Here is a 12674-nt window from a genome sequence, read left to right as displayed (position 1 = left end):
CTCCGGCTATGCCGGAGGATATTTATTTGGGGTATTTCTAAAATTATTCCCATCAAATAACCCCGTGATAGCAACATCACCACCACAGGGGTTCGCAATTATTCCTTCACCACAATCAGCGGTTCGATATCGCTCTCTTTTTTAATTACCAGCGACTCGTCACCGCGCAGGCAGGTACCGCCGTAGTTACCGCCTACGGTGAAGGTACAAACCTGAATATATTTACCAGCAACCTTCGGCAGACACCAAAGCTGCTGATAAATGTTCTTCTGTTCAGCAAACTTACCGCTGGTTTTATCCAGGAGCTCTTCCTGATGACTCACCAGATCGATGTTGCTGCCACAACGTCCTGCAATAGGTTTCACCGCATAACCGGTTTGTGCCAGCTCTTCATTAACAGTGAAATCAGTATCAAGCAGATAACGGTGGTGCGGGAACAATTGCCACAGGATCGGCAGAATCGCTTTGTTGCCAGGGATCACCGTCCACAAAGGCTCGAAGACCAGCACTTCCGGGCGTAGTAGCACGTCTATCAAACGCACTTCCTGATTGGTATGCCCGGTACGGATGGGCACTGCGGCATACTCCGTTTCGCTGACCTCTCGCACCTGCTCTATCGCGGTTTCCCACGCCCAGGTTTTCCAGACGCAGTTCACCAGGCGACCATCACCGTCAATCAACTGACCGGCGTCATCCCAACGTAGCTCATCGAGGCCACGCAGAATTTTGCTGTCAAACCCGGCCTGACGCAGCGCCTGCTGCATAAACTGCGCGTGATAGTTTTCCTCAATATCCTTATCCTGCATGATGTGGACAAAAGGACGCGCGCGGCTATGTTTCCAGGCGCCAGCCAGTTCGTTGATCAATCCTTCAGCCGGATTATGTCCCTGCCCTGTGAAGCCCCGCTCGGCCCATCTTTCGAGGATCAAACCGGCTTCGGTATGACAGGATGCGGAATCGGCGTTGTACTCATACACCTTCAGTCCGCGTTCATCCATACAGAAATCCATACGCCCCGTGATCATATGATGCCGACGACGCTGCCAGGAAAGACGCAGCCGCGGCCAGAGGATTTTCGGGATGTCGAAAAGCGCGAGCAGGTTGTCGTCTTTCAGCACTTTGTCGGTCGCGTGCAGATACATCAGGTGCAGTTCGTTGGTGGCTTTAATCAGCTCCTGCTCCGCACTCTCGGTAATGGTGAAGTACTGATGCGGATCCTGATTAATGACGTGGCCGTTCGCCAGCACGTAGGCTTTTTGCAGCGGATCCTGTTCATCCAGCCATTTGCCGTCAAACTGCCCGTTATCTTCCAGTCGCGCGCCGCCAATTTTTAGTGAGTCATTAGCGATCTCCGGCTGCGGCAGGCTGTAACGGGTATCATCGGTCTGGATCATCCAACCAAGAATGGTGGTGTCGTCAAAGGTATCACGCAGGGTGTAACAACCGTTTTCAACCACCATTTCCAGTTCGCGGGTCCACTGCTGTCCGGGAGGCAGCGGCGTGTGGATCACGTTCTGTTCGGCAATACGGATTTTGTTTTCCAGCAATTGGGTGACTACCGCCACATGGCCGGTGTCTTTAAATTCGCCGCCTTTCTGCCAGATAAGCAGAGCACCTGCAACTGGCGCACGGGGTGAACCATTCGGAAATGCCTGTAACGGCAGGATATTGTCATTCACCACTTCGCGCAGGAAGCGTAAGGAGAAGATCTCCCATGCCATGCCCACATCGGTGAAGACCATGCCATAGTTCAGGAAGAGAAAACGGCGGGCAAACTCTACGCACTGCCATTTGTGGCCCATATATTCGTCGTCGATATAGCTGCGAAATGCCGCATCATCGTCGTAGTCCCGTGGGTCGAGGGAGCTGTAATCTGAAGAGTAGATTGCTACGCCACCTGGGGCGTAGCCCAATAATGTCCCGAATGGGGCATCCTGACTGGTCGTTCCTTTGCTCATGCACCTTACCTCAAAACAATACAGCCTGAGCAGGTTGGCGTGAATTTTTCGCTCTGATTGCCTGCTCTGCGACACTAACCGGACAGAGGTCGACATCATCATACACCTCAACGCAGCGGCTGGCGCTCAGAGGCGAAAAATTCACAGCAGGAACTACGCTTTTGTCAGGGTGACCGGTACGCTTTTATACGCCGGAGTCAAACTTTGTGTGTCTACCGCATCCAGCGAAAGCAGGACATTCGCTTCAGGCAGATAAGCGCCAACAGAGCCTGCCGCCATGTTGTAAATCACCACCGTTAAACCGTGCATAACACGTTCCGCACAGGGCTGGCCGTTGTCGTCCAGCGCCTGAACGTTGACCACATCTCCCTGGCTCAGACCGCGAGCCGCCGCTTCTTCGGCGCTTAAAAACACCACATCACGCCGACCGGTAATGCCACGATAGCGATCGTTCATACCATAGATAGTGGTGTTGTACTGATCGTGGCTGCGCAGCGTCGCCAAAACTAACGCATCCGCAGGTTGGTTTTCCCGCTCCACCGCTTGCTGATGACTGACGATAAAGTTGGCTTTACCATTCGGCGTTCGCCACTCACGGCGCGAAGCAGGCGTATCCATGCGAAATCCGCCCGGCTCGGCAATACGTGCGTTGTAATCGTGGAATGCCGGGATCACGGCTTCAATGGCGTCACGAATCAACGCGTAGTCTCCGGTTAACGCTTCCCAGTTGATCGGCGAAAGCGGTAGCGTGGCACGAGCCATGCCCGCCACAATCGCGGGTTCCGATTTTAGCCAGCGGGAAGCCGGTTTCAGCGCGCCGCAGGAGGCGTGAACCATCGACATCGAGTCTTCGACGGTCACCGACTGAATCCCCGTCGCCTGCATGTCGCGCTCCGTTCGGCCTAATGCAGGTAGCAGGTAGTTATGCTTTGCCAGCAGCAGATGCGATCTGTTCAGTTTGGTCGCCACATGGACCTGCAGATCCAGGCTTTTCATCGCCGCAAAAGTACGCTGCGGCTGCGGCATCGCCACCGCCAGATTACCGCCCATGCAAATGAGCGCTTTTGCCTCTCCCCGTTCGATGGCACGAATGCTCTCCACGCTGGAGCGGCCATGCTTGCGCGGCACGCTGATAGCGAAATGCGACTCAAGGCGTTGCAGGAACTCTTCGGGCGCCGCTTCGTTGATCCCCACAGAACGATCGCCCTGCACGTTAGAATGACCGCGCAACGGGCAGATCCCCGCGCCGGGCTTACCCATATTGCCTTTCAGCAACAGCAGGTTTACCAGTTGCTGAACGTTCTCAGTGCCGTTTTTATGCTGGGTGATCCCCAACCCGTAACAAATAATGGTGGCGCGGGATTTGTTGTAGCTGTGTGCGAGGTCCTCCATCTGACTGCGCGTCAGTCCGGAATCCTGTTCCAGTTTTGCCCAGCTACACTGGCGTAAATCGTCATACAGCGTCGAATAGCCCTCGGTATGCTCATGAATAAAAGCATGATCGAGGCAGGGCTGTTGATCCAGTAAGATCCGCGCTTCATCCATTTCGATCAGCGCTTTCATTATGCCTTTGAGCAGCGAGCCGTCACCGCCTATTTTAACCTGATAGTAATCGCTGCTTAGCTCCGTGGCCTGGCCGCCGAACATCTCTTTTGGGCTTTGCGGGAAGCTAAAGCGCTCAAGCCCCCTTTCGTTCAGCGGGTTGATGGAGATAATTTTGGCCCCACGTTTGGCAACGTCGCGTAAGGTGGTCAGCATGCGTGGATGGTTAGTGCCCGGGTTATGCCCGATACAAATCACCAGATCGCAGTGGTCAAAGTCGTCCAGTTCAACGGTCCCTTTCCCAAGGCCAATGGCTGGTGTTAACCCTGCGCTGGTCGGCCCGTGGCACATGTTAGAGCAATCAGGGAAGTTACTGCTGCCGTATTCGCGGGCAAACAGTTGATACAGAAATGCCGCCTCATTTGAGGTTCTGCCGGAAGTGTAAAACTCAACTTGTTCCGCAGAATCATAGCTGCGCAAGCGCTCACCGATCTCGTGGAAGGCGATATCCCAATCCACTGCCTGCCAGGTGTCTGACGCTGCATCGTATTTCATTGGATGCGTCAAACGACCAATGTTTTCCAGTTCATAATCGCTATAGTGCCAGAGCGTAGAAGCCGGATGACGGCTGAAAAATTCCGGTGACGCTTTCTTGCTGGTTGTCTCCCAGGAGACCGCCTTCACGCCATTCTCGCACAACTCCATTGGCGCACGATGCCCTGGGTCCGGCCACGCACAGCCCGGACAATCGAACCCTTTCACCTGGTTCATTTTGAACATCGCGATAATGTCGCGTGCGACAGCCTTTTGCGAAAATACCGAAGCAGTGACGGCTTTTACCGCGCCCCACCCACCCGCCGGGCCCTGATAATCGCTTACTCCTGGAACACCATTTTTCATTATTACTGCTTATTCACCGCCAATTTTTGATGGTGAATACGGTAGCAATTTCCGTCCAACATTGATTTCCTCTTCATGGAGTACGGCCCGGCTACAATGAACGGGTTAGATTTATCTTCCCCTTTCAGCACAAAGCGACATAAAGTCCCAATCTGTTAAATTGAGTTCTACCTAGCTGCTACACTGCATCAACACAACCACTCAGAAGGCAGGTCAACATGTCAGACAATACCTATCAGCCCGCGAAAGTCTGGACGTGGGAAAAATCGAACGGCGGCGCATTCGCCAATATCAACCGCCCAATATCCGGTGCCACCCATGAGAAAACGCTGCCGGTCGGCAAACATCCGCTGCAGCTCTATTCGCTGGGTACGCCAAACGGGCAGAAAGTAACGATTATGCTGGAGGAGCTGCTGGCGCAGGGCGTCAAGGGCGCGGAATACGATGCCTGGATTATCCGTATTGGCGATGGCGATCAGTTTTCCAGCGGCTTTGTTGAAGTGAATCCGAACTCGAAGATCCCAGCGCTGCGCGATCACTCGCAAAATCCGCCGGTTCGCGTTTTCGAGTCTGGCGCAATCCTGCTCTATCTGGCGGAAAAATATGGTTACTTCCTGCCGCAGGATTTGGCGAAACGCACTGAAACGCTGAACTGGTTGTTCTGGCTACAGGGCGCAGCCCCCTTCCTCGGCGGTGGTTTTGGTCACTTCTATAACTATGCGCCGGTAAAAATTGAGTACGCTATTAATCGCTTCACAATGGAAGCCAAGCGCCTGCTCGACGTGCTGGATAAGCAATTAGCGCAGCATCAGTTTGTGGCCGGAAATGAATACACTATTGCCGATATGGCGGTCTGGCCGTGGTTTGGCAATGTGGTTCTGGGCAACGTGTACGACGCGGCAGAGTTCCTTGATGCAGGAAGCTACAAGCACGTGCAGCGCTGGGCAAAAGAGATTGCAGCGCGTCCGGCGGTTAAGCGTGGCCGTATTGTAAACCGTACCAACGGGCCGCTGAACGAGCAGCTTCATGAACGCCATGACGCCAGCGACTTCGATACCAATACCGAAGATAAGCGCCAGGGTTAACGTAAGATGCCGGATGGCGGCGCTAACGCCTTATCCGGCCTACATATAAGGCGCGGGCCTGATAAGCGCACCGCCATCCGGCATAAAATCACGCGCTGGTGACGTCGTACTCCATGCGGCGAAGTGCGTCCAACGTGGCTTTAGCTTCATCTTCATCAATGATGCTCATGGCGAACCCTACGTGCACCAGCACCCATTGCCCGACCAGCTCAGCCGTATCACCTTCACAAATCAGGGCAATATTGACATCACGTTTGATGCCGCACACTTCAACCTGCGCAAGCTGGTGAATATCTTCACCAACGGCCAGAACCTGACCAGGGACTCCAATACACATATCTGACTCCGCCCCATAGCAACCTATGGGTTATTCGACTTCAATACTTTTCACTTTCAGTGAATCGCCAGCATCAACCCGCAGACGATCGCCCTGACATAGCGGACACTGCGCATCATGCTGGGTGATTTCCACAACCTGACTGCAATCCCAGCACCACGCCTGAGCTGGCTTATAATCAATATGCAGCTCACAACCTTGCGCCAGCGTACCCTGACAGACAATGTCGAAACTGAAACGGACGGCACTCTCCTCAACGCAGGAGAGTGCGCCAATTTCCAGCCAAACGCCGGTTACGCGTTTGACACCGTGCTGCTCTGCCTGCTGTTGAACAATCTCAACCGCGCTCTGACAAAGGGACAGCTCATGCATTTTCGCAGTTCCGACGACCCAGCAGCAGCGCGCGGCGATTTAGCTGCGGCGCATTCGGATCGCTCACCGGCAGCGATAACAGCATGCGCGCGCAATCATCAGTCAGACGGACACCTTCTTGTGCCGACATGCTGTGCGAAAGCGGCGACATCAGCGAACAGGAGAGGTATTGCGATACGCCCTCCAGTTCACCCACGGTAAAGGTCATTTCGCCATACGGCAGACGCAACCCGATTTTTTCACTGACTTTACGCACCGGCCAGATCTGGTCCGGTCCGGGGAAAATCAGTGCGCTGAGCATCCAGGGGGTGATAACACACCCCGTCCACTGTCCTTCAAACAGCGTAAAATCAGAGACATACACCGGCATATTCGGATGCAAGAAAGAGAGATTGTGCATCGAACGCCGGGCAACCTCTTCAAACGCTGCCTGAATCTGCGTCTTCGGGGCCGTCTGAAAACCGACAAACTCCTCAGACATGAGCCGCCTCCCGAGGGATCGCTTCAACGCCTGATTCGCGAAGCGCGGCAAGAACCTGCTCAAGCGCAGGTTCAATCATGGCTTCAACCGTTGGCGTTAGCCCAATATGCGGTTCCAGCGATTCCGGAATAATACCGACTAACGTCAGCTTTTTCGGAAACTCGCCGGTGAAACGCAGGGCCGACAATACGTCGGCCAGGCCAAGCTGATGCGGTGAGATTTTGTTGGTAAACAGCGCCGGGATCTCTTCATCCCGCAGGACCATCATCGTTCCCGGCGTGTTTTTCTTCGACACGATGGCGTCAGCAATGATCAGATGATCCCTGTTCGCCATATCGCCGAGAAGCTCCATCCCAGCCGTACCACCGTCCAGAACATCAACAAAGTCTGGCAGGATGTAACGTTGCTCTAACGCCTCAACGATACGCACCCCGATAGCTTCGTCGGTCAGCAAAATATTGCCGACCCCTAAGACTAATATCCGCATTACAGAACCTTAACTGAGACCACTTCGTTCCCGTCAACGTCCACCACATGCACCGCACATGACATACAAGGGTCGAAGGAGTGAATGGTACGAACCACTTCCAGCGGTTTGTTTGGATCGGCGATTGGCGTGCCTACCAACGAGCGCTCGTACGGTCCGACTTCATCGTTGAAGTTACGTGGGCCTGAGTTCCAGGTTGACGGAACAACCGCCTGGTAGTTGCTGATAATACCGTCTTTAATCACCATCCAGTGAGACAGCATACCGCGCGGCGCTTCGAGGAAACCAACGCCTTTAAATTCGCCCGTTGCCGGAATATCCGGTTTCACGAAGGTGGTGTGGTCGCCTTTACCGATGTTCACAATCAGCGCGTTGTACTGATCCTGCAGAACGTTCTGCAGTTCACAGCAGTGAACGGTACGGCCAATGATACGGCCCAGCGTTGAGTGCAGTTGCGACACTTCGATGGTTTTACCGGTCAGCTTGGTGTAAATCGCGATGATTTCATTCAGCTTGGCATGAGTAGACTCGCGTTTAGCCGCCAGTTTACACAGCATGTTGGCCAGCGGACCCACTTCAACCGTTTTACCGTAGAAGGTCGGCGCTTTAACCCAGGAGTATTTGCCGTCATCAGACCAGCCGGTGTAATCCGGAACCGTTGTGCCTTCCCACGGAGCCTGCGGCGCTTCGTCTTTGTACCACGCGTGTTTCGCACTCTCCTGAATCCCTTTGATCAGGTACTCATCGGAGTGAGAGGTGATCGGACGATAGGTCGACAGATCTTCATTGGTGATGTAACCACCCGGGAACAGGAAGCTGCCGTTTTTACCGTCAGTCGGGAATTCCGGCGCGCTCAGATAGTTAACCGCACCCTGACCACGTTCCAGCCACTCAGGGTAGAACGCAGCAATAACCGCGGTATCAACTTTGTAAACCTGCTCAACAAAGTCGCTCAGCTTGTCGATGAAGGACTTGATGTACATCAGACGCTCAAGGTTCAGCACGCCGAGGCCGTCGAGGTTAATTGGGTTAGCAACTCCACCTACCGCCAGGTTCTGGATGTGCGGCGTTTTACCGCCCAACAGCGCGACAACGCGGTTGGCATCACGCTGGCATTCCAGCGCCTGCAGATAGTGAGCAACAGCAATCAGGTTCACTTCCGGCGGCAGCTGCATTGCCGGGTGGCCCCAGCAACCGTTGGCAAAAATGCCTAACTGACCGCTGGCGACAAGATCTTTGATCTTATTCTGAACCTTGGTGAACTCTTCCGTGCTGTTCAGGTGCCAAGAGGACACACCGTTCAGCATCGCGGACGCTTTCGCTGGATCGGCTTTCAACGCGGAGGTGATGTCCACCCAGTCCAGCGCAGACAGCTGATAGAAGTGAACAATATGGTCATGCGTGGTGTGCGCGGCCAGAATGATGTTACGGATGTACTGTGCGTTCACCGGAACATCAATATTCAGCGCGCTTTCTGCTGCACGAACGGAAGAGATAGCGTGAGTGGTAGTACAAACGCCACAGATACGCTGAACAATCATCCAGGCATCGCGCGGATCGCGGTTTTTCACGATCTCTTCCATGCCGCGCCACATGGTACCGGAAGCCCATGCTTTAGATACCACGCCATTTTCGATTTCGCAGTCGATGCGTAAATGACCCTCAATACGGGTTACCGGATCAATAGTAATTCTCTGGCTCATGCTTTGCTCGCCTCATGACGATTTTGATCGTTTTGTTTTAAAGGAGGAAGTATCGGCAGTAGACGAATGAGTACGATGTATGCACAAATCTCAATAGCCACAAAACCAATAGAAATCAACAGTTCTTCCCAGGTTGGGAAGTAGTGGTAGCCACCACCAGGATTGAACGCCACCAGCGAATAGGACAGACGCCATGTCGCACAACCCAGCAATGCACTCAGCGCAGACAGATACAGCATGCGTGAGTCATTACGCAGCTTAGTGACGCGCAGCACCACCAGCGGGAAGACCATCAGTACGACTTCAATCCAGAACATTACGGAGTAAAGATCGCCTGCAAACGCATAGGACAGTTTGTCGCGATAGATTAACTCGCCAAAGCGCAGAACCACGAAAATCGCCAGCAATATGCTGATGGTATTCGTCAGCTTGATGAACAAGCTTTTCTCGTCCGGACCGTTACCTTTCAGACCGGCTTGTACCAGTGAGCCTTCAAAGATGACGATCGAGAAACCCATAATAAAAGCGGTTAATACGGAGAAAAGCGGCAACATTTCATACGCTTGCCATAGCGGATGCACCTTATAACCCGCAGAAATCATCAATGAACCCATTGAAGACTGATGCATGGTTGGCAGCAGTGCGCCGAGAGCGATAATAAAGAACATCACTTTATTCAAACGCTTGAGGGAGACTTTCCAACCCAGACGTTCAAACAGAGCCGGAGCAAATTCCAGCGCCATGATGCCGATATAGATGGTCATACAGACCGCCGTTTCGAACAATACCGAGTTCACGTTGAAGTGACCTGGAATGTAGAAATACGGCAGGTTCCAGTAACGACCGACGTCAATGGTGATCGACAGACCACCCAGCGAGTAGCCAAACAGGCTTGCCAGCAGCGCCGGACGCACCAACGGATGGTATTGCCCTCTGTTGAAAACATACACCGCCCACGCCAGCGCCCAACCGCCGCACGCGAAGCCGGTACCAATCAACAGGTCAAACGCGATCCAAACACCCCATGGGAAACCGCCGTTCAGATCGGAGACTGAACCCAATCCGAAGACCAGACGTTTCACGATCAGGAGCATACACAGGACGATTAACGGCCCAAAAATAATGACCGGTTTGCTGATTATTTTCCCGCCCAGCGGTTTAGGATCATGACTCATGATCGTCTCCTCCGTCGTGATGGTCGTTTTTCGTATTACGACGAACCAGCACGGTTAAGCCCGCCAGCGCAGCCAGGGGTAATATCATGCCCTTATACAGGGAATGTTGAACATGTTCAGAACGCGCACCGGTTGAAAGATCATCCAGTTTCGGCAGATCCAAATCTTCGTAAGGAACCCCCGTCAGCACCATCACCTGCGTACCACCACCTTCCTTCTCACCGTACAGGTGTGGGTAGTACTTCGGTACCGTATGCAGATAGGTATCGCCCGCTTTCACCGTCTGACGCGGATAGTGGTATTCGCTGCCAGGCTTCAGCGCGAGACGTTTTTTCGCCTCAGCCATCAGCTCTTCACGCGTACCAAAAATCACCGCCCCGGCAGGACACACTTCAACACAACCCGGTAAACCGCCTTTATCCAGACGTTCAACACCTTTCTGGTTACACAGTTCACATTTGTGAAGCGCACCAAACGGGTTGTTATAGTCGTACTTAGGCACGTTGTACGGACAGGCGACCATGCAATAGCGGCAACCTGTACAGACATCTTTGTCATAGTGGACGATGCCGGTTTTCGGATCTTTCTTCAGAGCGGAGACCGGGCAAACGGAGACGCAGTTCGGATCGACACAGTGCATGCACTGTTTCTTAATGTATGCGTAGCCATTTTCTTCCTGGTCTTTGTTAACGCCTGTTCCACTACGCCACACCTGGATGATGTTATTGGTATACGGCGACAGCTTGTCGTTGTTTGACCAGGTCTGCTCGCCTTCCGGGTTACGCGCCGGAAAGTTGATGTCCTGACACTTGGTGACACAGGCCTGGCAGCCCACGCATAGCGTCGAGTCATAGAGCATCCCAAGAGACCCAGGGATTGGCGGACGGTTTTCTGCAGCCGCATGGCTGATGGACGGCGCAGCGCCCAACAGCAATGCCCCGCTGGAGGCTGCTTTAATAAAGTTACGTCTGTTCACGGTTATTCTCCCCGTGAGTCAGCGTTATCTTTCTTCTGCTGACGACCCAGTTCACGAACCGCCATCACGCTGACGCCGGCGACCAGCCCTACCACGCCACCAAGCAGCCCAATCGCGCCGGCAGAGACATTGCCACCTTCTTTCATGTTGACATCAGGCTTCTCGGAGCGCGGGGTTTGGTTTTCCACATGAGCAAGCTGGTGAATACCTTTATGGAAACCGACGCCTTCTTCGTTACAGCCGTAGCAAGGGTGACCGATAGCCACCGGCCACACGCCGCCAACATCGCAGAATTGCAGCGTTGAGCAGTTGCCGTAGGTTTCTGGTCCTTTACAGCCCAGATGGTAGAGACACCAGCCTTCACGATGGCCTTCATCGCCAAACTCTTTCGCAAAGCGGCCAGCATCGAAGTGCGGGCGACGTTCGCAATGTTCGTGAATCAAACGGCCATAGGCGAATGTTGGACGGTTTTTGGTATCCAGCTTCGGCGGCTTACCGTAAGTGATGATATGCGCGACCGTTGCCAGGAAGTTATGCGGGTTCGGCGGACAGCCGGGAATGTTGATGATGGTTTTGCCTGGCAGAACTTCCTGCAAGCCGACTGCACCCGTTGGGTTAACGCCAGCGGCAGCAACACCACCCCACGCGGCGCAAGAGCCAATGGCAATGATAGCGGCTGCGCCTTCAGCGGCCCGGCGGATATGATCCACGATCGGCTCACCGGCAACCATGCAGTAAATACCATTATCTTTCAGTGGGATAGAACCATCTACAACCAGAACATATTGCCCTTTGTACTTCTCCAGAGCGTTATGTTTATTCTCTTCAACCTGATGGCCGAAGGCGGCAGAGAGTACCTCGTGGTATTCCAGGGAGATTGTCTCCAGGACGAGGTTTTCCACTGTAGGGTGTGTCGCGCGAAGCAGCGATTCAGTACAACCCGTACACTCCTGAGCACCAATCCAGATAACCGGTGGGCGCTGAGGGCGGGAAACTGATTCGGCCATTTCTGCGGCGGCTTTGCTACTGAGCCCCATGGTGGCGGCCAGTGCTGCACAAAGCTTCATGAAATCGCGGCGATTGATGCCGCTCGAATTGATGAGAGAGTTATCTCCAGTCATTTTATAGTTATTCCGTTGCGAAGACCTGGCTTTTTATTTTGCACCATTCGCATGTTGCATATTGCGATCGGCGCGCCATTTACCACACTTTTTATATGGTTATGTGCGATATAATACTTCGACGGAGCAACAAAACGAAGGCGTAGGTCAATAGTGTAATTAATTAAAGCAAGATAATACCCCTTTCGGATCAAGCTTCGAGCCGATAGCCGGCCATGAAAAAGCGAATTGTTGTACTGGACTGGTTCTCTTTAAAGAAATCCATCACCATCTCCTTATCCAGCCCATAGCGGCGCGTCAGGATCCCCGCTTCCCACGCGCTGAGCTGTCGATCGCCCGTTTTTTCAAACATTCGATGTGAAAATCCCAGCACAAAACCACGCTTATAATCCGCACAAAAATTCGCCACTGAGCGTGCACTGTCCGCACTTGAGGCGTTTAGTCCGGCCATCAGACCTTTACCAAAATGGTTGTCCATGCATAACCTCCAATCGCTATATAATAAATTATATAGCGATTTTTTAAGCAAAGACCAGA

The 12674-nt window shown here is 53.3% G+C and carries 12 protein-coding genes; 1 reads left to right on the top strand and 11 read right to left on the bottom strand.

Translation table 11 applies throughout. The features are described from left to right. Nucleotides 1-98: 98 nt before the first annotated feature. Both gss and FDX04_RS04175 read right to left on the bottom strand, forming a co-directional pair. Nucleotides 99-1958: a bifunctional glutathionylspermidine amidase/synthase gene (gss, locus tag FDX04_RS04180; protein ID WP_137361726.1), complete on the bottom strand. Its 1860-nt coding sequence runs from the start codon at nucleotides 1956-1958 to the stop codon at nucleotides 99-101. Nucleotides 1959-2111: 153 nt separating this feature from the next. Next, a complete protein-coding gene (locus FDX04_RS04175) occupies nucleotides 2112-4400 on the bottom strand; it encodes an FdhF/YdeP family oxidoreductase (RefSeq protein ID WP_137361725.1) in 2289 nt (762 codons plus the stop codon). Nucleotides 4401-4618: 218 nt separating this feature from the next. On the opposite strand from FDX04_RS04175, the gene yghU reads away from it, so the two are divergent. Continuing rightward, nucleotides 4619-5485 (top strand): glutathione-dependent disulfide-bond oxidoreductase, encoded by an 867-nt coding sequence (gene yghU / locus FDX04_RS04170; protein WP_137361724.1) that lies wholly within the window; start codon nucleotides 4619-4621, stop codon nucleotides 5483-5485. 88 nt (nucleotides 5486-5573) lie between these two features. On the opposite strand, the gene hybG is transcribed toward yghU, so the two are convergent. From hybG to FDX04_RS04125, 9 genes are all read right to left on the bottom strand, one after another. Then, entirely contained in the window at nucleotides 5574-5822 is a 249-nt protein-coding gene (gene hybG / locus FDX04_RS04165; RefSeq protein ID WP_003024459.1) for a hydrogenase maturation factor HybG, read from the bottom strand. Between the two features lie 30 nt (nucleotides 5823-5852). Continuing rightward, entirely contained in the window at nucleotides 5853-6194 is a 342-nt protein-coding gene (gene hypA, locus FDX04_RS04160) for a hydrogenase maturation nickel metallochaperone HypA (RefSeq protein WP_003828349.1), read from the bottom strand. After that, nucleotides 6187-6675, bottom strand: a complete 489-nt coding sequence (gene hybE / locus FDX04_RS04155; RefSeq protein ID WP_137370471.1) for a hydrogenase-2 assembly chaperone — start codon at nucleotides 6673-6675, stop codon at nucleotides 6187-6189. The genes hypA and hybE overlap by 8 nt, the downstream gene beginning before the upstream one ends. Then, nucleotides 6668-7162, bottom strand: a complete 495-nt coding sequence (locus FDX04_RS04150) for a HyaD/HybD family hydrogenase maturation endopeptidase (RefSeq protein ID WP_003024473.1) — start codon at nucleotides 7160-7162, stop codon at nucleotides 6668-6670. Before FDX04_RS04150 ends, hybE begins: the two co-directional genes overlap by 8 nt. Beyond that, nucleotides 7162-8865 carry a hydrogenase 2 large subunit gene (gene hybC, locus FDX04_RS04145; protein ID WP_038633838.1) on the bottom strand — a complete coding sequence of 568 codons (1704 nt, stop codon included), beginning with the start codon at nucleotides 8863-8865 and terminating at the stop codon, nucleotides 7162-7164. The genes FDX04_RS04150 and hybC overlap by 1 nt, the downstream gene beginning before the upstream one ends. After that, nucleotides 8862-10040, bottom strand: coding sequence for a Ni/Fe-hydrogenase cytochrome b subunit (gene hybB / locus FDX04_RS04140; RefSeq protein WP_042310972.1), 1179 nt, complete (start codon nucleotides 10038-10040; stop codon nucleotides 8862-8864). The genes hybC and hybB overlap by 4 nt, the downstream gene beginning before the upstream one ends. After that, a complete protein-coding gene (gene hybA / locus FDX04_RS04135; protein ID WP_003828357.1) occupies nucleotides 10030-11016 on the bottom strand; it encodes a hydrogenase 2 operon protein HybA in 987 nt (328 codons plus the stop codon). The genes hybB and hybA overlap by 11 nt, the downstream gene beginning before the upstream one ends. 2 nt (nucleotides 11017-11018) lie before the next feature. Beyond that, complete coding sequence (gene hybO, locus FDX04_RS04130) at nucleotides 11019-12137, bottom strand: hydrogenase 2 small subunit (protein ID WP_003024486.1); 1119 nt, start codon at nucleotides 12135-12137, stop codon at nucleotides 11019-11021. 190 nt (nucleotides 12138-12327) lie between these two features. Then, a complete protein-coding gene (locus FDX04_RS04125) occupies nucleotides 12328-12615 on the bottom strand; it encodes a DUF2623 family protein (RefSeq protein ID WP_003024490.1) in 288 nt (95 codons plus the stop codon). Nucleotides 12616-12674: the final 59 nt, after the last annotated feature.

It is taken from the genome of Citrobacter sp. wls615 (genome assembly GCF_005281355.1).
Classification (GTDB): domain Bacteria; phylum Pseudomonadota; class Gammaproteobacteria; order Enterobacterales; family Enterobacteriaceae; genus Citrobacter; species Citrobacter werkmanii.
This window is presented reverse-complemented; position numbering and strand designations above follow the sequence as displayed.

Excerpts from the sequence above, each read along its gene's own strand:
- gss (WP_137361726.1), bottom strand. The coding sequence starts at position 1,958 with ATGAGCAAAGGAACGACCAGTCAGGATGCCCCATTCGGGACATTATTG.
- FDX04_RS04175 (WP_137361725.1), bottom strand. The coding sequence starts at position 4,400 with ATGAAAAATGGTGTTCCAGGAGTAAGCGATTATCAGGGCCCGGCGGGT.
- yghU (WP_137361724.1), top strand. The coding sequence starts at position 4,619 with ATGTCAGACAATACCTATCAGCCCGCGAAAGTCTGGACGTGGGAAAAA.
- hybG (WP_003024459.1), bottom strand. The coding sequence starts at position 5,822 with ATGTGTATTGGAGTCCCTGGTCAGGTTCTGGCCGTTGGTGAAGATATT.
- hypA (WP_003828349.1), bottom strand. The coding sequence starts at position 6,194 with ATGCATGAGCTGTCCCTTTGTCAGAGCGCGGTTGAGATTGTTCAACAG.
- hybE (WP_137370471.1), bottom strand. The coding sequence starts at position 6,675 with ATGTCTGAGGAGTTTGTCGGTTTTCAGACGGCCCCGAAGACGCAGATT.
- FDX04_RS04150 (WP_003024473.1), bottom strand. The coding sequence starts at position 7,162 with ATGCGGATATTAGTCTTAGGGGTCGGCAATATTTTGCTGACCGACGAA.
- hybC (WP_038633838.1), bottom strand. The coding sequence starts at position 8,865 with ATGAGCCAGAGAATTACTATTGATCCGGTAACCCGTATTGAGGGTCAT.
- hybB (WP_042310972.1), bottom strand. The coding sequence starts at position 10,040 with ATGAGTCATGATCCTAAACCGCTGGGCGGGAAAATAATCAGCAAACCG.
- hybO (WP_003024486.1), bottom strand. The coding sequence starts at position 12,137 with ATGACTGGAGATAACTCTCTCATCAATTCGAGCGGCATCAATCGCCGC.
- FDX04_RS04125 (WP_003024490.1), bottom strand. The coding sequence starts at position 12,615 with ATGGACAACCATTTTGGTAAAGGTCTGATGGCCGGACTAAACGCCTCA.